The organism is Mixta calida (assembly GCF_002953215.1).
Taxonomy (GTDB): domain Bacteria; phylum Pseudomonadota; class Gammaproteobacteria; order Enterobacterales; family Enterobacteriaceae; genus Mixta; species Mixta calida.
In genome coordinates this window covers 4148647-4168876 of the sequence record NZ_CP026378.1, presented here as the reverse complement: position 1 = coordinate 4168876, position 20230 = coordinate 4148647, and the positions used below count along the sequence as shown (strand labels likewise).

Genomic DNA, 20230 nt, shown 5'->3' with positions numbered 1-20230 from the left:
GTGTCATGAACCCGAACGTTTACGGTTATTATTACGCGGTGGACCGCTGCGACGGTTATTGCCGGTCGCGCGACGAGGACCATTGCCTGGGCGGCTACGGGTCAGACGCTTCGGCGGCGGAAGATCGGTCATCAGCGCGTCGCTGTTGTATTTGCTTACCGGAATGCCGTGGCCGATGTATTCTTCGATCGCGGGCAGGTTCAGCGCATACTCTTCACAGGCGAGGCTGATGGAATGACCGCTGGCGCCGGCGCGACCAGTACGGCCGATGCGGTGAACGTAATCTTCGCAGTCGTCGGGCAGGTCATAGTTGAAGACGTGCGTCACTGCCGGAATATGCAGGCCGCGCGCGGCAACGTCGGTCGCCACCAGAATGTCGAGATCGCCGCGGGTGAAATCTTCCAGAATACGCAGGCGTTTTTTCTGCGCCACGTCGCCGGTCAGCAGCCCTACGCGATGACCATCGGCGGCCAGATGGCCCCAGATATCTTCGCAGCGGTGTTTGGTATTAGCGAAGATAATGGCGCGATCCGGCCACTCTTCTTCAATCAGCGTTTGCAGCAGACGCATCTTTTCTTCATTAGAGGGATAGAACAGCTCCTCTTTGATGCGGTGGCCTGTTTTCTGCTCTGGTTCGACTTCAACATATTCGGCATTGTTCATATGCTCGAACGCCAGCTCGCGCACACGGTAAGACAGCGTAGCGGAGAAAAGCATGTTGAGGCGTTGGTTCGCGGCCGGCATACGGCGGAACAGCCAACGAATATCTTTTATAAAGCCGAGATCGAACATGCGATCGGCTTCATCCAGCACCACGACCTGGATAGCGCCCAGGTTGATATGATTCTGTTTAGCGTAATCAATTAAGCGGCCGGTGGTGCCGATCAGAATATCGACGCCGTTTTCCAGCACCTTAAGCTGTTTGTCATAGCCGTCGCCGCCGTAGGCGAGGCCCAGCTTCAATCCGGTCGACTGCGCCAGAGGCTCGGCGTCAGCATGAATCTGCACGGCCAGTTCGCGCGTCGGGGCCATAATCAGCGCGCGCGGCTGATTAACCTGGCGGCCTTCAGCGGCAGGGTGAGAAAGCAAGTAATGGAACGTTGACGTCAGAAACGCCATCGTTTTCCCGGTTCCGGTTTGCGCCTGACCGGCAACATCGCGCCCGACCAACGTGAGCGGCAATGCTAACGCCTGAATAGGCGTACAATTATGGAAGCCTTTAGTTTCAAGGGCTTCGATAACTTTTGGGTGCAGGGCGAAGTCGGAAAACTTCTGTTCGGTTAAGTGTGTTTTGCTCATAGTGTGGTAGAATATCAGCTTACTATTGCTTTACGAAAGCGTATCCGGTGAAATAAAGTCAACCTACGTTGGCAGATTTTACGCCAACCAGCCAGGCATAATCTTGTGGAGTAAGACATGAGCAGCGATAAAATCGTTCATCTGACCGACAAAAGCTTCGAAACCGACGTGCTGAAAGCCGAAGGTTTAACGCTGGTGGACTTCTGGGCGGAATGGTGCGGTCCATGCAAAATGATCGCCCCTATCCTTGATGAAGTAGCAGAAGAGTATGACGGTAAGCTGACCATTGCCAAACTGAATATCGATGAGAACCCGGAAACGGCGCCGAAATACGGTATTCGCGGCATCCCGACGCTGCTGCTGTTTAAAAATGGTGAAGTGGCGGCGACGAAAGTCGGCGCGCTGTCCAAAGGCCAGCTCAAAGAGTTCCTGAACGCGAACCTGAGCTGATTTCATTGCCGGCGCTGGCGGTCCGAGTAATTTTTTCCTGACCGCTAGACGCCCGGCATGAAGCATGCTAAGTTAAATCTACTGCATTACGAACTTACCTGTAGTTTGTTTCCCTTGTTGAACGCTGGCGTTTTCTTCACAGTGCATCAACAATCTGACGGTTAGCATCAATTTTCCGGTATCGGTTTCCAACCGTCTCCTCGTTTTCAGATCGGCATTCACGCATAAGATCGTCGAGCAGACACGGAAACGGAGCCATTAACGGGCATGGACCTTCTTTGCCATACCATTCACGACAACCTTTTCGAGATATACCCGAGTTTAAGAACCCACCATTATGAATCTTACCGAACTAAAAAATACGCCGGTTTCAGAGCTGATTACTCTCGGCGAGAACATGGGGCTGGAAAACCTGGCGCGCATGCGCAAACAGGACATCATTTTCGCTATCCTCAAACAACATGCCAAGAGTGGTGAGGATATCTTCGGTGATGGTGTGCTGGAGATACTGCAGGATGGATTTGGTTTCCTCCGCTCCGCAGACAGCTCCTACCTTGCCGGTCCCGATGACATCTACGTTTCCCCCAGCCAAATTCGCCGCTTCAACCTTCGCACTGGTGACACCATTTCCGGCAAGATCCGTCCGCCGAAAGAAGGTGAGCGTTATTTCGCGCTGCTGAAAGTTAACGAAGTCAACTATGACAAGCCGGAAAACGCGCGCAGTAAGATTCTGTTTGAAAACCTTACGCCGCTGCACGCTAATTCACGTCTGCGCATGGAGCGCGGCAACGGCTCAACGGAAGACCTGACCGCTCGCGTACTGGATTTAGCGTCGCCGATCGGCCGCGGCCAGCGTGGTCTGATCGTGGCGCCGCCGAAAGCGGGTAAAACCATGCTGCTGCAGAACATCGCGCAGAGCATCGCCTACAACCATCCAGACTGCGTGCTGATGGTGCTGCTGATCGACGAACGCCCGGAAGAAGTGACTGAGATGCAGCGTCTGGTCAAAGGCGAAGTGGTTGCTTCTACCTTTGATGAGCCAGCGTCCCGTCACGTCCAGGTTGCCGAAATGGTGATCGAAAAGGCGAAGCGTCTGGTTGAGCATAAAAAAGACGTGATTATTCTGCTCGACTCCATCACCCGTCTGGCGCGCGCCTACAACACCGTGGTGCCGGCGTCCGGTAAAGTCCTGACCGGCGGTGTGGATGCGAACGCCCTGCATCGTCCGAAACGTTTCTTCGGCGCGGCGCGTAACGTGGAAGAGGGCGGCAGCCTGACCATCATCGCTACCGCGCTGGTTGATACCGGTTCGAAGATGGATGAGGTTATCTACGAAGAGTTTAAAGGTACCGGCAACATGGAGCTGCATCTGGCGCGTAAAATCGCTGAAAAACGCGTCTTCCCGGCTATCGATTACAACCGTTCCGGTACACGTAAAGAAGAACTGCTCACTTCCCAGGAAGAGCTGCAGAAAATGTGGATCCTGCGCAAAATCATCCATCCGATGGGTGAAATCGACGCGATGGAATTCCTCATTAATAAGTTGGCGATGACCAAGACCAACGATGAATTTTTCGACATGATGAAACGTTCATAATATTGCTGGCCATAGGGCAGCTGCGCGACAGCTGCCCACGATGGCAGTAAGAAAACTCGGGTAACGCCACGCTCAAACGTGGCGTTTTTCATTTTGGGACTATAGGATAAAGCGACTGTCGGGCGTCGTAAGCCGCAAAGCGTAACAGCAACGGACGCTTTTGCTTAAAGAACAAGCGGTCAAGCGGCGAAAGTGCATTATTCAGACGTCAGTCAGGCTGGCAGGCATAATAATTGCTTATAGTTACCCGGTGTCTTAGCTGAGAGCTGTTAATGTGAATTTACTCACCATGAGTACCGAGCTTGGTCTAATTTTTCTGTTTTCACTGGCATTCCTTTTTTTTGCTCGTAAAGCAGCTAAAAAAGTCGGCCTGGTCGATCGACCTAACTACCGTAAACGTCATCAGGGGCTGATTCCACTGGTCGGCGGCATTTCCGTTTATGCCGGTATCTGTTTCACTTTCTTCATTACCAACTACTATCTCCCGCACGCCATGCTCTATCTGGCCTGTGCAGGCGTGCTGGTTCTGGTGGGAGCGCTGGATGACCGGTTCGATATCAGCGTAAAATTCCGCGCTGTCGTGCAGGCGGCGATCGCTATCGTGATGATGGTGGTCGGCAAGCTCTATCTGCTGAGTCTTGGCTATATTATCGGGCCGATGGAGCTGGTGGTAGGGCCGTTCGGCTATGTACTGACGCTGTTTGCCGTCTGGGCGGCGATCAACGCCTTCAATATGGTCGACGGCATCGACGGCCTGTTGGGCGGCCTTTCCTGCGTCACCTTCGGCGCGATGGGCATCATCCTTTTCTTTGACGGTCAGCACAGCCTGGCGATGTGGTGCTTCGCCATGATTGCCGCCACGCTGCCTTATATCCTGCTGAATCTTGGCGTTTTCGGTAAGCGCTATAAAGTCTTTATGGGCGACGCGGGCAGCACGCTCATCGGCTTCACCATTATCTGGATCCTGCTGGAAACCACGCAGGGCATCACGCATCCCATTACGCCGGTTACTGCGCTATGGTTGATCGCGATTCCGTTGATGGATATGGTGGCGATCATGTATCGCCGGCTGCGCAAAGGCATGAGTCCGTTTTCCGCCGACCGTCAGCACATTCATCATTTGATCATGCGCGCCGGGTTTACTTCCCGGCAGGCGTTTGTACTGATCACGCTTGCCGCTGCGCTGCTGGCGGGCGTCGGCGTGCTGGGTGAATATCTGGCTTTCATCCCGGAGTGGGTGATGCTGCTGCTGTTTTTATTCGCTTTCTTCCTTTATGGCTACTGCATTAAGCGCGCCTGGCGCGTTGCCCGCATGATCAAACGCATCAAGCGCCGCCTGCGTCGCGCCAATAAGAATAAGCTTCCGGGCTAATCTCCCTTTGGACAAGGATACCCTACTTATGACCTCTGATTCCGTGGATAACGAACTGGATATTCGTGGCCTGTTTTGCACGCTGTGGCGCGGTAAACGTTGGATTATTGGGCTGGCGCTGTTGGGCATGCTACTGGCCTGGATTTATTCACTGCTGGTTAAACAGGAGTGGAGCGCGACGGCGATTACCGATCGTCCGACGGTGAATATGATTGGCAGCTACTACTCGCAGCAGCAGTTTTTACGTAACCTGGATATGCGCAGCAGCGCCGGCGCGCTGACCGTGCCACAAACATCGGTGATGGATGACGCCTACCAGGAATTTATTATGCAGCTCTCTTCCTGGGATACCCGTCGTGAGTTCTGGCTGCAAACCGATTACTACAAGCATCGCAAAAACGGCAATGTGCGCAACGACGCCGCGCTGCTGGATGAGATGATCGGCAATATTCAATTTACGCCGGCCGACAGCGCGAAAAACGTGAGCGATAGCGTCAGACTGGTGGCCGAGACTTCCGTGGACGCCAATAACCTGCTGCGTCAGTATATCGCTTTCGCCAGCGAGCGCGCCGCGCGTCACCTGAATCAGGAGCTGTCGGCAGCCTGGGCTGCGCGGACTATTCAACTGAAAGCGCAGGTAAAACGTCAGGAAACGGTTGCCAATGCGGTTTATCAACGTCAGGTGCGCAGCGTTGAACAGGCGTTAAAAATTGCCCAACAGCAGGGCATTGACCAGACCAAAACCAGCACGCCTTCGGAACAGCTGCCCGATTCGGAGCTTTTCCTGCTGGGTCGACCGATGTTGCAGGCGCGACTGGAAAACCTGCAGGCGAACGGGCCGACTTACGATCTGGACTACGATCAAAATCGGGCGATGCTTGATACGTTGAACGTCGGCCCGACGCTGGACAGCAAGTTTCAGACTTACCGCTATCTGCGGACGCCGGAAGAGCCGGTAAAGCGCGACAGTCCGCGTCGGGCGTTCTTAATGATTATGTGGGGCGCAATCGGAGCCATTGCTGGCGCAGGTGTTGCGCTGATTCGCCGTCCTCGTGCCTGAAACGCGCGTTGCAGGTGTCGCTGTGACTGACACGGCTAACGAACGAAGAGAAAAACAGTGAAAGTACTGACCGTTTTTGGCACGAGACCGGAAGCCATTAAGATGGCGCCTCTGGTGCATGCGCTGGCGAATGATGATGCATTCGACGCCCGCCTGTGTGTCACGGCCCAGCATCGTGAAATGCTCGATCAGGTGTTGCGCCTGTTCGCGCTCACGCCTGATTTCGATCTGAATATTATGCGCCCGGAGCAGGGACTGACCGAAATCACCAGTCGTATTCTTGAAGGGCTAAAAGGCGTCTTCGCCACGTTTAAACCTGATGTGGTGTTGGTTCATGGCGACACCACCACCACGCTGGCCGCCAGCCTGGCGGCCTTTTACCACCGCATTCCCGTTGGGCATGTCGAGGCGGGCTTGCGCACCGGCGATCTCTACTCGCCCTGGCCAGAAGAGGCCAACCGTAAGCTCACCGGCCATCTGGCGACCTGGCACTTCACCCCAACTGAGAATTCACGACAAAATCTGCTGCGCGAAAACCTGGCGGACAGCCGGATTTTCGTTACCGGCAACACGGTGATCGACGCGCTGTTCTGGGTGCGTGACCGTATTCTTTCCGATCGCCAGCATTATGAGAGTCTGGCGGCCCGTTACCCTTTCCTTGACCCGGCGAAAAAGCTGATTCTGGTGACGGGACACCGCCGCGAAAGCTTCGGCGACGGCTTTGAGCGTATTTGCAGCGCGCTAGCGACGCTGGCGCGTCAGCATCCCGATATTCAAATCGTCTATCCGGTGCATTTGAACCCGAACGTCAGTGAGCCGGTTAACCGCATTCTGAGCGGTATCGATAACATTATTTTGATCGAACCTCAGGAATATTTGCCCTTTGTCTGGCTGATGCATCGCGCCTGGCTGATTCTGACCGACTCCGGCGGTATTCAGGAAGAAGCGCCGTCGCTGGGCAAACCGGTGCTGGTCATGCGGGAAACCACGGAGCGTCCCGAAGCGATTGAGGCCGGCACGGTAAGGCTGGTAGGTACGGACGAAGAGAAGATCGTGGCGGAAGTTAACCATCTACTGAACAATGAAGAAGCCTGGCAGGCGATGAGCCGCGCGCATAATCCGTATGGCGATGGCCATGCCTGCGCGCGCATTCTGCAGGCGCTAAAAAATAACAGAGTAACGCTATGAGCTTTAATACTATTTCGGTTATTGGCCTGGGTTATATCGGACTCCCTACCGCAGCGGCTTTCGCCTCGCGCGGAAAAAATGTGGTTGGCGTGGATATCAACGCCCAGGCGGTTGAGACCATTAATCGTGGGGAAATTCATATTGTCGAGCCGGACCTGGACGCCGTCGTCAAACAGGCGGTGCAGGCCGGTTGTTTACGCGCCGTCACTCAGCCGGTCGCGGCCGATGCTTTTCTGATTGCCGTGCCGACGCCGTTTAAAGGCGAACATCAGCCCGATATGGCTTATGTACAGGCGGCGGCCCTCTCTCTGGCGCCGGTGCTGAAGAAAGGTGACCTGGTGATCCTGGAGTCGACCTCGCCGGTCGGCGCGACCGAGCAGATGGCGCAGTGGCTGGCGGAGGCGCGTCCCGATCTCGCTTTTCCTCAGCAGCAGGCGGAAAATCCCGAAGTGCATATCGCCTACTGTCCTGAGCGCGTCCTGCCGGGACAGGTCATGGTCGAGCTGATTAAAAACGATCGTGTGATCGGCGGCATGACGCCTGCCTGCTCGGCGCGCGCCAGCGAGCTGTACCGCATCTTCCTGGAAGGGGAGTGCGTCGTGACTAACGCCCGCACGGCTGAAATGTGCAAGCTGACCGAAAACAGCTTCCGCGATGTGAATATCGCCTTCGCCAACGAACTGTCGCTGATTTGCGCGCAGCAGGGCATCAACGTTTGGGAGCTGATCGCGCTGGCGAATCGCCATCCACGCGTTAACATTCTCCAGCCGGGGCCGGGCGTCGGCGGCCACTGCATTGCCGTCGATCCCTGGTTTATCGTGGCGCAGAATCCCGATCTGGCGCGCCTGATCCGCACCGCGCGCGAGGTCAACGACGCCAAGCCGCACTGGGTGTTAAACCAGGTAAAAGCCGCCGTCGCCGACTGCCTGACCGAAACCGGCAAGCGCGCCGATGAGCTGACGATCGCCTGTTTCGGCCTGGCTTTTAAGCCCAACATCGATGATTTACGCGAAAGCCCGGCGATGGAAGTGGCGCATCTGATTGCTGACTGGCACAGCGGCGCGACCTGGGTGGTGGAGCCCAACGTGAAACAGATCCCGACGAAGCTGGCCAGCGAGGCGACGCTGGTTTCCAGTGAACAGGCGTTACAGCAGGCGGATGTGCTGGTTATGCTGGTGGACCACCGCGCCTTCAGAGCGGTGCCTGGCGAGCAGGTAGCCCAGCGCTGGGTAGTGGATACCAAAGGAGTATGGCGATGAAGCAGTTTCTGGTCACCGGCGGCGCCGGTTTTATTGGCTCAGCCGTGGTGCGGCATCTGATTCAGCAGACGGAGCATCGCGTAGTGGTGGTCGATAAGCTGACCTACGCCGGCAATCTTTCTTCGCTGGACGAGGTCGCTTCGAGCGAGCGTTTTGCCTTCGAGCAGGTTGATATTTGCGACCGCGCGGCGCTGGATCGCATCATGACGCATTATCAGCCCGACTGCATTATGCATCTGGCGGCGGAAAGCCATGTCGATCGTTCGATCGACAGTTCCTGGCCCTTTATTGAAACCAATATTGTCGGCACCTGGCAAATGCTGGAGGCGGCACGTCACTACTGGCGCAGCCTGCCGTCCGAACGCCAGCAGGGCTTTGTTTTTCATCATATCTCCACCGACGAAGTCTTTGGCGACCTGCACGGCAGCGATAATTTCTTTACTGAAACCACGCCTTACGCGCCGAGCAGCCCTTATTCCGCCAGCAAGGCGAGCAGCGATCACCTGGCGCGCGCCTGGATGCGCACCTACGGGCTGCCGGTCATCGTCACTAACTGTTCTAACAACTACGGCCCGTATCACTTCCCGGAAAAACTTATCCCGCTGATGATCATTAACGCGCTGGCGGGGAAACCGCTGCCGGTATATGGCAAAGGGGATCAGGTGCGCGACTGGCTCTATGTGGAAGATCATGCCCGCGCGCTGGTGACCGTGGTCACCAAAGGAAAGGCGGGAGAGACGTACAATATCGGCGGCCATAACGAACAGCGTAATATCGACGTGGTGGAAACGCTGTGCGATCTGCTGGATGAGCTGGCGCCGACCAAACCGGCTGGCGTAACGCAGTATCGTGAGCTGATTACTTTTGTCGCCGATCGTCCGGGGCACGATCTGCGCTATGCCATCGACGCCGGTAAAATCGAGCGCGAGCTGGGCTGGCGTCCGCAGGAAACTTTCGCCAGCGGCCTGCGTAAAACGGTGCAGTGGTATCTGAATAATGAGCGCTGGTGGCGCAGCATTCTTGACGGCAGTTATCAGGGCGAGCGGCTCGGACTCTCTCACGCCTCTCAGGACGGCGCGTCATCATGAAAGGCATTATTCTGGCTGGCGGGTCTGGTACGCGGCTCCATCCCATTACACGCGGGATATCCAAGCAGCTGTTGCCAATTTATGACAAGCCGATGATCTATTATCCTCTGTCGGTCTTAATGCTGGCGGGCATCCGCGACATTATGATCATTACTACGCCGGATGATATGCCGCATTTTCAACGTCTGTTGGGCAACGGCAGCGAATTCGGCATCACGCTAAGCTACGCCGCGCAGCCCAGCCCGGATGGACTGGCGCAGGCGTTTATTATTGGCGAAACCTTCCTTAACGGTGAACCTTGCTGTCTGGCGCTGGGCGATAACATCTGGTTTGGTCAGGGCTTCAGCCCCAAGCTGCGCAAAGTCGCAGCAAGACCGCAGGGTGCGACGATCTTCGGCTATCAGGTTATGGACCCGGAGCGCTTTGGCGTGGTTGAGTTTGACGATAATTTCCGGGCTATTTCGCTGGAAGAAAAACCGGCCAGTCCGAAATCGAACTGGGCGATTACCGGCCTCTACTTTTATGACAGCCAGGTAGTGGAATTCGCTCGCCAGGTGAAGCCTTCCGCGCGCGGCGAGCTGGAAATCACCTCTGTTAATCAGCGCTATCTGGAGCGCGGCGAGTTAAATGTTGAGCTGTTGGGCCGCGGCTTCGCCTGGCTTGATACCGGTACGCACGACAGCCTGATTGAAGCCAGCACCTTTGTGCAAACGGTGGAAAAGCGGCAGGGATTCAAAATTGCCTGCCTGGAAGAGATCGCCTGGCGCAACGGCTGGCTGGATGACGATGGCCTGCGGCGCGCGGCGCAGGCGCTACAAAAGACCGGCTACGGCCAGTATCTGTTGGATATCCTTCATGCCCGTCCACGCCAGTATTAAATCCCTCGACTGGGAAAATCAGTTTTTCCAACGCAACAGCGCGCAGCTGGTGTGGGATGACGCCGTCGTGCTTGAAGCCGCGCAGCTGGCGGCCTTTGACCTTGTGCAGGCGAAAGTCGACAGCCGGGAAACGGCGCGGCTGGATGCCTTACAGCAGTTGGGCTTCCGCCTGGTGGAAGGCGAAGCGGATCTCCTGCTGGCGGTTACGGCGGCGGAAAGACAGACCCGCATCCGCATTGCGCGCCCGGAACATATTCCCGCGCTGCGCGCCGCAGCAGGCGCGGCGTTCGCGTTGAGCCGATTCCGCGCGCCCTGGTATCAGGCGCATGACAGCGCGCGCTTCTATGCGCAGTGGATTGAAAACGCGGTGCGGGGCACGTTCGATAACCAATGCCTGATCGCTCATGATGAGCAGGGCAAGCTGCAGGGCTTTGTTTCGCTACGTGAAGTCGGCGCTGACGCTGCGCGTATCGGGCTGCTGGCGACGTTACCGACAGCGCAGGGCAAAGGCATCGGAACAAAGTTAATGCTGGCGGCGGTGGACTGGTGCCGGGCGCGACGCCTGACCAGGCTGCATGTCGCCACGCAGCTCAGCAATCTGGCCGCGATGCGGCTCTATACTCGTTGTGGTGCTGCTATCGACAGCACCGCTTACTGGCTATACAGGTAACGTCATGATTCCATTTAACGCGCCACCGGTGGTGGGTACCGAACTTGAATATATGCAGTCCGCCATGCAAAGCGGCAAACTGTGCGGCGACGGCGGATTCACGCGTCGCTGCCAGCAGTGGATGGAGCAAAGTTTCGCCAGTAAAAAGGTGCTGCTGACCCCTTCCTGTACCGCGTCGCTGGAGATGGCCGCACTGCTGATCGATCTGCAGCCCGGCGATGAAGTCATTATGCCGAGCTACACCTTCGTTTCCACCGCTAACGCCTTTGTACTGCGCGGCGCTACCATCGTCTTTGTTGACGTGCGGCCGGATACGATGAATATCGATGAAACGCGCATCGAAGCGGCGATCACCCCGAAAACCCGCGCTATCGTGCCCGTTCATTATGCAGGCGTCGCCTGTGAAATGGATGCGATCATGGCGCTGGCGGAAAAATATCAGCTTTACGTGATTGAAGATGCGGCGCAGGGCGTTATGTCCACCTGGAAGGGCAAAGCGCTGGGCAGCATCGGTCATATCGGCTGCTTCAGTTTTCATGAAACCAAAAACTACACCGCCGGCGGCGAAGGCGGCGCGACGTTGATTAACGATCCGGCGCTGGCGGAGCGCGCGGAAATTATTCGCGAAAAGGGCACCAACCGCAGCCAGTTTTTCCGTGGCCAGGTAGATAAATATACCTGGCGCGATATCGGCTCCAGCTACCTGATGTCCGATCTGCAGGCGGCCTATCTTTGGGCGCAGCTGGAAGCGGCCACGCGTATCAACGAGCGACGCCTGCATCTCTGGCAGCGCTATTATGCTGCACTGCAGTCGGTGGCCGCCAGCGGCCGCATTACGCTGCCCGCTATTCCGCAGCACTGCCAGCACAACGCCCATATGTTCTGGATCAAACTGCGTGACGCCGACGATCGTTCGGCGTTGATAAGCTGGCTTAAAGAGGCGGAAATCCTGGCGGTATTTCATTACATCCCGCTTCACAGCTCGCCTGCCGGAGAGCGCTTTGGCCGTTTTGACGGCGAAGATCGCAATACCACCGTCGAAAGCGAACGCCTGCTGCGTCTGCCGCTGTTCTACAACCTGTCAGAGAACAATCAAAGCACCGTCATCAATTCTCTGCTGAGCTTCTTCGCCTGATATGTCATTAGCAAAGGCCTCAGTGTGGACCGCCGCGTCCACGCTGGTAAAAATTGTCTCCGGTTTACTGGTAGTCAAGCTGCTGGCGGTGAGCTTTGGCCCGGAAGGGGTCGGGCAGGCGGGCAACTTCCGCCAGCTGATTACCGTGCTGGGCGTGCTGGCGGGCGCCGGGATTTTCAACGGCGTCACCAAGTATGTGGCGGAACATCAGCACCAGCCGCTGCGGCTGGCTGCTGTGACCGGCACCGCCTCTGCTATGGTGCTGAGCTTTTCACTGCTGGTAGCGGTGGTTTTTCTGCTGGCCGCCGCGCCGATCAGCCAGGCGCTATTCGGGCACGATCGCTATCAGGATATTATTCGTATCGTGGCGTTTTTACAGATGGGCATCGCCTGGGCGAACCTTGCGCTGGCGATCATGAAGGGCTTCCGCGATGCGCTGGGTAATGCGCTGTCGCTGATGGCGGGCAGCGTTATCGGCGTCATCGGCTATGTGATCTGCTATTGGTTGGGCGGCTATCGCGGCGCGCTGGTCGGCCTGGCGGTGGTGCCGGCGCTGATCGTTATCCCGGCGATGCTGTTGCTGATCAAGCGCGACCATCTGCCGCTTCGGGCGCTGCTGCCGCGCTGGCACGGCGATTTGGCTCGACAGTTGGCGAAGTTTACCCTGATGGCGTTGATTACCTCCGCCACGTTGCCCATCGCCTGGATGATGATGCGTAACCTGCTGGCGGCGCGTTACAGCTGGCAGGAAGTCGGGTTATGGCAGGGCGTTACTACCATTTCTGACGCCTGGCTGCAATTTATCACCGCTACCTTCAGCGTCTGGCTGTTGCCGACGCTCTCGCGTCTGAACGCAAAGCAGGATATCTCCCGCGAGATCTTCCGCACGCTACGCTTTGTACTGCCGCTGGTGGCTGCGGTGGGATTCTGCGTCTGGCTGCTGCGCGACGTGGCGATCTGGCTGTTGTTCTCCAGTCAGTTTCACGGCATGCGCGATCTGTTTGTCTGGCAGCTGATTGGCGATGTATTAAAAGTCGGCGCCTACGTTTTCGGTTATCTGGTGATTGCGAAAGCCTCGCTGCGTTTTTATATTGCCGCCGAGCTAAGCCAGTTTATTTTGCTGACCGCTTTTTCGCGCTGGTTGATCCCGCTTTCCGGCGCAACTGGCGCGGCGCAAGCCTACATGGCCACCTATATTGTCTATTTTGCGCTCTGTTTATGCGCCTTTTTGATCTATCGCCGAAGAGTATGACGACATTGATTCATGTACTGGGTTCGGATATTCCACATCATAACCAGACGGTTCTGCGCTTTTTTAATGATGTGATGAGCGAGGCGCAGCCGTGTCCCGCGCCGCGCCTGTTTATGGTCGTAAGCCAGGATGAAGTGCTGCAAACGGCGTTCCAGGCGTTGCAGGTAGAGATTTACCCCAATAAAAAAGCGTTGGCGCAGGCGGTGTTGCAGCGCGCGCGCGATCGCCAGACGCGCTTTTTCCTGCACGGTCAGTTCAATCCCTGGCTGTGGCTGGCATTGCTGAACGGCGGTCTGCGTCGCAAGCAGGTTTTCTGGCACGTCTGGGGCGCCGATCTTTATGAAGAGTCGCGCAGCCTGAAGTTTCGCCTGTTTTATCTGCTGCGCCGTCTGGCCCAGGGCAGAGTGTCACATCTGTTCGCCACGCGTGGCGATATCAGCCATTATCAGCAGCGTCATCGCCGCGTCCCGGCCTCGCTGCTCTATTTCCCGACGCGCATGCATTCAACGATGCCGGCGCGTCAGCGCCAGGAGAGCGCTCTGACGCTGCTGCTGGGTAACTCCGGCGATCCCAGCAATCGTCATATTCCGGCATTGCAGGCGATACGTCAGCAGTTCGGCGAGCAGGTACGGGTTCTGGTGCCGCTGGGCTATCCGGAAAACAACCTGGACTATATCGGCCAGGTACGCGCGGCAGCGCAAAACCTGTTCCCGGAAGGACAGGTGCGTCTGCTGACGGACAAGCTGGCGTTCGACGACTATCTGCAACTGATCGCTGACTGCGATCTGGGCTATTTTACCTTTGAGCGACAGCAGGGGATCGGCACGCTCTGTCTGCTGATCCAGGCCAATGTGCCGGTGGTGCTGAACCGTAAAAATCCGTTCTGGCAGGATATGGTTGAACAACAGCTGCCGGTACTGTTTGATAACGATGCGCTGAGCGAAAATATCGTTGCGCAGGCGCGTCGACAGCTTGCCGGTATCGATAAGCGCCATATCGCCTTTTTCGATCCCGCTTTTGTTGTCGGTTGGCAACGGGCGCTGGCCCTTGCAGAAGGAGAGTCGCAATGAGCCTTGCAGAGTTCGGCGGCCTGCTGCTGGTTTGGCTGGTTTCCCTGACCTTTATTCTGACCCTGACGTGGCGTGAGTTTCGACGAGTGCGGTTTAACTTCAACGTCTTTTTCTCGCTGCTGTTTTTGCTGACCTTCTATTTCGGTTTTCCGCTCACCAGCCTGCTGGTGTTTCGCTTTGATGTGGCGGTCGTGCCGCCGACATTCCTGCTACAGGCGCTGCTCGCGGCCGGCAGCTTTTACGCCATTTATTACGTCAGCTATAAAACGCGCCTGCGTGCGCGGAAGGAAAGGCGCGAGCGCAGTTTATTCACCGTTAACCGGGTGGAGGCGCACCTGATCTGGGGCATTCTTGCGCTGCTGGCGCTGGTTACGGTGGCGATATTCTTTATGCGCAACGGCTTTCTGCTGTTTCGTCTGCATGCTTACAGCGAAATATTTTCCAGCGAAGTCTCCGGCGTGGCGCTAAAGCGTTTCTTCTACTTCTTTATTCCGGCGATGCTGGTGGTTTACTTCTTACAGCCGGGGCGTAAGGCGTGGCTCTTTTTCCTCGCCAGCACCGTCGCCTTTGGCCTGCTGACCTATGCGATCGTCGGCGGCACGCGTGCTAATATCATCATCGCGTTTTCCCTGTTTCTGTTTATCGGCATTATTCGCGGTTGGATCACGCTTTGGATGCTGGCGGCGGCGGGGGCGTTCGGTATTGTCGGCATGTTCTGGCTGGCGCTGCGCCGCTATAACCTGGACGTCAGCGGCGCAGAGGCGCTCTATACCTTCCTTTATCTGACGCGCGATACCTTCTCGCCCTGGGAAAACCTGGCGCTATTGTTGCAAAACTACGACAACATCCATTTTCAGGGCCTGGCGCCGATAGTGCGTGATTTCTACGTCTATATTCCCGGCTGGCTCTGGCCGGGGCGGCCTTCTTTGGTATTGAACAGCGCCAACTACTTTACCTGGGAAGTGCTGAATAACCATTCCGGGCTGGCGATTTCGCCGACCCTGCTCGGCTCGCTGGTCGTGATGGGCGGCGCGGCTTTTATTCCGTTGGGCGCGGTGGCGGTAGGGCTGATTATCAAATGGTTCGACTGGCTCTATGAGCGCGGCAAGCAGCATCCCAACCGCTATAAGTCGGCCATTTTGCAAAGCTTCTGCTTTGGCGCGGTGTTCAATATTATTGTGCTGGCGCGAGAAGGTCTGGACGCTTTCGTCAGCCGCGTAGTGTTTTTCTGTTTAATTTTCGCCGCCTGCGTGGTGGTGGCTAAGTTACTTTTCTGGCTGTTCGACAGCGCTGGTTTGATTCGCCCGCGCCGATGCGGCGCACAGCCGACCGGGACGCTGTCGGCGTCGCCGGAATGATGTGAGGATGTTTGAAATGGACGTTGCGCCAAACGCGCCCCAGTACCCGATCCGTGGCATCAGTCTGCACGGCTTTGCCGACATGACAGCATGTCTGGATTACCTGTGCCCTAAGGGTGCGGTGCGTAGCGGTACGCTGGTCGCCATCAATGCGGAAAAGGTGCTGACCTATGAGAACGACTCGGCACTGCGTCAGTTGATTGATGAGGCGGAGATCAAATATCCCGACGGCATTAGCATTGTACGCGCCATTCGCAAAAAGTATCCACAGGCGCAGGTGACGCGCATTCCCGGCGCCGATTTATGGGAAGCGCTGATGGCGCGTGCGGGCGCGCAGGGAATTCCGGTTTTCCTGATCGGCGGCAAGCCGCAGGTGATGGAGGAGACAGTCGCGAAGCTGCAACGTCAGTGGAACGTCAATATCGTCGGCACGCAGCACGGCTACTTTAAAGAAGATGAGCGTGAAGCGCTGTTCAGTCGCGTGGCGGCGAGCGGGGCGCAGATCGTTACGGTGGCGATGGGCTCGCCGAAACAGGAATTGCTGATGCAGGCATGTAAGGCCGTCTGGCCGCAGGCGCTCTATATGGGCGTGGGCGGCACCTATGATGTGTTTACCGGCCATGTAAAGCGCGCGCCGCTTATCTGGCAGCGGATGGGGCTGGAGTGGCTTTACCGCCTGTTAAGCCAGCCGAGCCGTCTGCGCCGCCAGCTGCGGTTAATAAAATTCCTGCGCTATTACTATGGCGGCCAGCTGTAAGAGAGCAGAATCTCAGGCGGCAAAACGCTAAACGGCGGCTTTTTAGCCGCTTAGCGATTCAGAGTGACGTTTGTTTAGACGGAATGCACAAAGCGTAATCAAACGCGTTTTTTTCTTAAAAAAGCACTGGACAGCTTCGGTGCAAATCCGTAGTATCCCCATCCGCAACGGCGCTACGCGCCCGTAGCTCAGCTGGATAGAGCGCTGCCCTCCGGAGGCAGAGGTCTCAGGTTCGAATCCTGTCGGGCGCGCCATTAGACAGGCGCAAGAGCTGCGGTGGTAACATTTACCGCGTTAGTAGAAGTAAGAAGTAATGGTGGCTATAGCTCAGTTGGTAGAGCCCTGGATTGTGATTCCAGTTGTCGTGGGTTCGAGTCCCATTAGCCACCCCAACTTTTGCTGGAACATGCGAAGGTGGCGGAATTGGTAGACGCGCTAGCTTCAGGTGTTAGTGTCTTAACGGACGTGAGGGTTCAAGTCCCTCTCTTCGCACCAGGCAAAAGAAAGTAGTACGAATAAGAGCATTACGTCGGCGAGTAGCGCAGCTTGGTAGCGCAACTGGTTTGGGACCAGTGGGTCGGAGGTTCGAATCCTCTCTCGCCGACCATCTTATTAACCTGCATTGGCAGGTTTTTTTGTTTTTGTCGTTCCATATCTGCTTCATTACTTCCTTATCCTTATCCTTATCCTTATCCTTAGTTCAGCTTCTTGCGCTGAGCCTGCGTTGTTTTACCATCCTTTTCTTCCCGCACAGGTACTCGTTTTGCCGCTGTACTTTCTCTCCCTCCTTTTGCAAAGGCGGCCACCAGGCGAATATTCCAGATACTTGATGCGCATAATTAGCTGGCTGACTTATTTGATGGTGTTCGATGCCATTTTTGCCGTTAATTTCTTCGTCCGATGTTAATCAGACGCGAAGAGGCGAGCATGCTTAATTTCCGATTTTGTCTCAAACCAGAGACATATAAGTTACTGTTTTATAGAATTTTTCGGCTACGCGTTATCTGTTGTCTCTGGTTGACGACAACACCTGCTAAGATTGTTGTTAGCTAACGACAGACATCAAGCAAACAATTCCAGCCGTTTGAAATAATTAATTAATCAATTCAATCATATATAAAAATCATTGGTGCGATAAATCCCACTTTGGCACAACCTGTGCAATAATATAGGCGTAGATGCTCATTCCATCTCTTATGCTCGCTTCGGCTTCATAAACTCAGGAATGATGCAGAGCCAATTAGGGTACCTGTTGTCCAGCCAGCCAATATCGTTCGCTTTATTGGAGTTAAGGGCACTACGTTGAGTCGGGTACCAATTCGGTTGTCTTACCGACCTGATTTTTACACCTGCCTTTTTAGGCAGGTTTTTTTTTGCCATAAACCGCCAGCTGCTTCCTGTTGCTCAAATTGCAGATACAAAAAAGCCGGGATGCCCCGGCTTCTTTAGCGCTTCTGACGTTAACGATTATTTTTTAGCGTCAGCAGCAGACCTTCACGACGCATCTGTGCCGCTTCTTCCGGGCGATGCTGGCGATCCAGCGTATCCGCGAGCCAGGCGTAATCGAAACCGTCAGGACGCTGCTTTAATGCTTCCCTGAACGCATCGCCTGCCTGCTGCCATTCACCGTGCTTCATCAACAGCTGGCCTAACGTGCTGTGCAACAGCGGCGTCGCGCCATGCTGCTTAATCTGCTGGCGCAGCGCTTTTTCCAGCTGTTCGGGATTACCGGTTTTAAGACGCGGCATCAGCAGGATCAGACGTTCATCATAGTTGCGCTTCAGGCCGTCCAGCACGATCTGCTGAGCCGTTTCATGATCGTCGCAGGCGATAAGATGATCCGCCATAGCAACCTGCAACGCCGTTTCATGACGCGTTTTACGGCTCAGGCTCTGCCACCAGCGCTTCAGGCCTTCGCTGCCCTGATCCGCCATCGCCTGGTTCATCAGGCCGAGCCAGCACTGCTGACGCAGCGCTTTAATGTGCTCGTCATCCGCCACCTGCGCTTTTTCCATCGCGGGCAGGATATCGAGCAGCGCGCTCCAGGCCCCGGTACGCACATAAGCCTGCTCCGCCAGACGCAGCACTTCTGGATGGCGCGGCGCGACGTCCAGCAATCGGTCGATACCGTGACGAGCGGCGTGATCTTCATTACGCGCCAGCTGAAGACGTACACGGGTAATCTCAACAGGAATCGGATCGTTGTGCGCCAGCTCAGACGCTCGCTCCAGATGCTGATTAGCGCGTGTTTCGTCGCCGCGCTGCTGTGCGGCTTCGGCAGCCAGCAGATAATTCACCACCGGCTGCTCGGCATGATCGGCGTTGCGCGACAGCAGTTTTTCCACCTGGCGATAGTCGCCTTCCGCCAGCTTCACCAGCGCCTCATGCGTCTGACGACGCGCGCGATTGCGCTTGCGGCCTAAAAACCAGCCGCGCGTTCTGGCGCCGGTGCGAAAGAGACGACGCAGCAGCCACTCAACGGCAAGGATAACCAGCAGCGCGACAATCAGGATAATCGCCAGGCCGGTAACGCTGGTTTCAATATTCCAGTTGTCGGTCTGAATAAGCACATAGCCCTGATGACCGGCGATCATCGGACCCAGCACGATGCCCGCGATCAGTAGCAGGAACAGTATAAAGACTTTTAACATCGTTACTCTCCCTGCTGCGGTTGCGCCGGCTCAGCGGGCTGCGCCAGCAGGTTGCGCACCCGCGTCTGCATCAGCTTATCCAGCAACGGCTGGCTTTCCAGCGCCTCCGGGATATCCATCGATACGCTCTGCTGGCTTAAGTCATCAAGCTGCGCCAGAAACGATTTAGTGCTGGCGTCGCTGGTGTCAAACCAGGCGCGCACCCAGGTAGAGACAGTATCTACCGACTGACGATAGATCTCATCCTGATGCCGCGGCACCGCCTGTGCGGCGATCAGCAGACGCGAACGAATATTTTCGCGCAGATAGACATCCTGATTCGGCGCCAGCAGCGGTTCGGCAGTGTTATCGCGGCGACGGATGGTAATAAAATCATCCATAAAATTGTGCCAGCTTTTTACCAGATTCTGTCGCCATTCACGCAGCGACGAAGTTAGCTCGTTGCTGTCGGCGTCCATCGGCGCGCTATCGCTGTCGTTATCCGCCAGACGCAGATTATCAACGCCGTTAGAGAGTTGGTTCAGCTTCAGGATAATGCCGTCGTAGTCCACCTGGCTGATAGCGGAAAGATTGCTGATATCCTGCGTCAGTGCGCGGCGTACCGGCACCAGGCTGGGATCGTTCATATCCGCCAGGCTGGCGTCCGCGCTTTTCAGCAGCGCCGCCGCGGTAGTAACATCCTGATCGCTCCACAATTTGCGTCCCGCCAGCTTCACCAGATAGTCAGCCTGCGCCAGCAGCCAGGTGCGCGCATCGTTGCCTGAAATGGCGGCCACTTTCTCTTTTAGCTCATCCAGCTGACGGCTCAGCGCCGCCTGCTGTTCGCGCGCGGTTTGCAGGTCGGCGGTTTGCGTGGCGAGCTGCTGCGTTAACTGCGCTTTTTCACGCTCGCTTTGCTGCTGTAGCGCCGTCAACTGCTCACTGAGCGTCTGACTGACCTGCGCTTGCTGCTGCGCCTGATGATGCGCATTCATCCATAATCCAGCGCCAATCGCCAGCGCAATAACAATCGCCAGCGCACCCAGCGCAGTGCCGGCCTGGCCTGATTTACGCGGCGGCTTCTTTACAGGCGGGGTGCGGGTTTCTACCGCAGGAGTGGTCTCTTCAACCATAGCGGAGGAATCTTTTTGTTCCGTCATTGTGGCA

General features: G+C 56.3%; 17 protein-coding genes and 4 tRNA genes. 18 read left to right on the top strand and 3 right to left on the bottom strand.

Going from position 1 to position 20230, the window contains the following annotated elements; genetic code table 11:
- Nucleotides 1-3 precede the first annotated feature (3 nt).
- On the bottom strand, nucleotides 4-1299 hold the full coding sequence (rhlB, locus tag C2E16_RS19810; RefSeq protein ID WP_038628987.1) for an ATP-dependent RNA helicase RhlB: 1296 nt from the start codon (nucleotides 1297-1299) through the stop codon (nucleotides 4-6).
- A gap of 117 nt (nucleotides 1300-1416) precedes the next feature.
- Here rhlB and trxA point away from each other — a divergent pair, with 117 nt between their 5' ends.
- From trxA to C2E16_RS19720, 18 genes are all read left to right on the top strand, one after another.
- Nucleotides 1417-1749, top strand: coding sequence for a thioredoxin TrxA (trxA, locus tag C2E16_RS19805; RefSeq protein WP_038628985.1), 333 nt, complete (start codon nucleotides 1417-1419; stop codon nucleotides 1747-1749).
- A gap of 337 nt (nucleotides 1750-2086) precedes the next feature.
- On the top strand, nucleotides 2087-3346 hold the full coding sequence (rho, locus tag C2E16_RS19800) for a transcription termination factor Rho (protein WP_038628983.1): 1260 nt from the start codon (nucleotides 2087-2089) through the stop codon (nucleotides 3344-3346).
- A gap of 274 nt (nucleotides 3347-3620) precedes the next feature.
- Entirely contained in the window at nucleotides 3621-4718 is a 1098-nt protein-coding gene (wecA, locus tag C2E16_RS19795) for a UDP-N-acetylglucosamine--undecaprenyl-phosphate N-acetylglucosaminephosphotransferase (RefSeq protein WP_425325813.1), read from the top strand.
- Between the two features lie 28 nt (nucleotides 4719-4746).
- Complete coding sequence (gene wzzE / locus C2E16_RS19790) at nucleotides 4747-5778, top strand: ECA polysaccharide chain length modulation protein (protein WP_084970226.1); 1032 nt, start codon at nucleotides 4747-4749, stop codon at nucleotides 5776-5778.
- 57 nt (nucleotides 5779-5835) lie between these two features.
- On the top strand, nucleotides 5836-6966 hold the full coding sequence (gene wecB / locus C2E16_RS19785) for a non-hydrolyzing UDP-N-acetylglucosamine 2-epimerase (protein ID WP_038628975.1): 1131 nt from the start codon (nucleotides 5836-5838) through the stop codon (nucleotides 6964-6966).
- Nucleotides 6963-8225 carry a UDP-N-acetyl-D-mannosamine dehydrogenase gene (gene wecC, locus C2E16_RS19780; protein WP_038628973.1) on the top strand — a complete coding sequence of 421 codons (1263 nt, stop codon included), beginning with the start codon at nucleotides 6963-6965 and terminating at the stop codon, nucleotides 8223-8225. The genes wecB and wecC overlap by 4 nt, the downstream gene beginning before the upstream one ends.
- A complete protein-coding gene (gene rfbB, locus C2E16_RS19775; RefSeq protein WP_084970227.1) occupies nucleotides 8222-9313 on the top strand; it encodes a dTDP-glucose 4,6-dehydratase in 1092 nt (363 codons plus the stop codon). Before wecC ends, rfbB begins: the two co-directional genes overlap by 4 nt.
- A complete protein-coding gene (rfbA, locus tag C2E16_RS19770) occupies nucleotides 9310-10191 on the top strand; it encodes a glucose-1-phosphate thymidylyltransferase RfbA (RefSeq protein ID WP_038628969.1) in 882 nt (293 codons plus the stop codon). The genes rfbB and rfbA overlap by 4 nt, the downstream gene beginning before the upstream one ends.
- Nucleotides 10169-10861 (top strand): dTDP-4-amino-4,6-dideoxy-D-galactose acyltransferase, encoded by a 693-nt coding sequence (rffC, locus tag C2E16_RS19765; protein ID WP_038628967.1) that lies wholly within the window; start codon nucleotides 10169-10171, stop codon nucleotides 10859-10861. Before rfbA ends, rffC begins: the two co-directional genes overlap by 23 nt.
- A gap of 4 nt (nucleotides 10862-10865) precedes the next feature.
- Entirely contained in the window at nucleotides 10866-11996 is a 1131-nt protein-coding gene (gene rffA, locus C2E16_RS19760) for a dTDP-4-amino-4,6-dideoxygalactose transaminase (RefSeq protein WP_084970228.1), read from the top strand.
- Between the two features lies 1 nt (nucleotide 11997).
- Nucleotides 11998-13248 (top strand): lipid III flippase WzxE, encoded by a 1251-nt coding sequence (gene wzxE, locus C2E16_RS19755; RefSeq protein ID WP_104951611.1) that lies wholly within the window; start codon nucleotides 11998-12000, stop codon nucleotides 13246-13248.
- Nucleotides 13245-14318 (top strand): TDP-N-acetylfucosamine:lipid II N-acetylfucosaminyltransferase, encoded by a 1074-nt coding sequence (locus C2E16_RS19750; RefSeq protein ID WP_038628963.1) that lies wholly within the window; start codon nucleotides 13245-13247, stop codon nucleotides 14316-14318. The genes wzxE and C2E16_RS19750 overlap by 4 nt, the downstream gene beginning before the upstream one ends.
- Nucleotides 14315-15676 (top strand): ECA oligosaccharide polymerase, encoded by a 1362-nt coding sequence (gene wzyE / locus C2E16_RS19745; protein ID WP_038628962.1) that lies wholly within the window; start codon nucleotides 14315-14317, stop codon nucleotides 15674-15676. Before C2E16_RS19750 ends, wzyE begins: the two co-directional genes overlap by 4 nt.
- A 16-nt stretch (nucleotides 15677-15692) precedes the next feature.
- Nucleotides 15693-16433 carry a lipopolysaccharide N-acetylmannosaminouronosyltransferase gene (gene wecG / locus C2E16_RS19740; protein WP_038630175.1) on the top strand — a complete coding sequence of 247 codons (741 nt, stop codon included), beginning with the start codon at nucleotides 15693-15695 and terminating at the stop codon, nucleotides 16431-16433.
- A gap of 177 nt (nucleotides 16434-16610) precedes the next feature.
- Nucleotides 16611-16687: transfer RNA gene (locus C2E16_RS19735), tRNA-Arg, on the top strand.
- A gap of 62 nt (nucleotides 16688-16749) precedes the next feature.
- Nucleotides 16750-16825 (top strand) — tRNA-His (locus C2E16_RS19730).
- A gap of 16 nt (nucleotides 16826-16841) precedes the next feature.
- Nucleotides 16842-16928: transfer RNA gene (locus C2E16_RS19725), tRNA-Leu, on the top strand.
- A gap of 35 nt (nucleotides 16929-16963) precedes the next feature.
- Nucleotides 16964-17040: transfer RNA gene (locus tag C2E16_RS19720), tRNA-Pro, on the top strand.
- A gap of 853 nt (nucleotides 17041-17893) precedes the next feature.
- On the opposite strand, the gene hemY is transcribed toward C2E16_RS19720, so the two are convergent.
- Complete coding sequence (gene hemY, locus C2E16_RS19715) at nucleotides 17894-19084, bottom strand: protoheme IX biogenesis protein HemY (RefSeq protein WP_038628959.1); 1191 nt, start codon at nucleotides 19082-19084, stop codon at nucleotides 17894-17896.
- 2 nt (nucleotides 19085-19086) lie between these two features.
- Nucleotides 19087-20223, bottom strand: coding sequence for a uroporphyrinogen-III C-methyltransferase (hemX, locus tag C2E16_RS19710; protein WP_038628957.1), 1137 nt, complete (start codon nucleotides 20221-20223; stop codon nucleotides 19087-19089).
- Nucleotides 20224-20230: the final 7 nt, after the last annotated feature.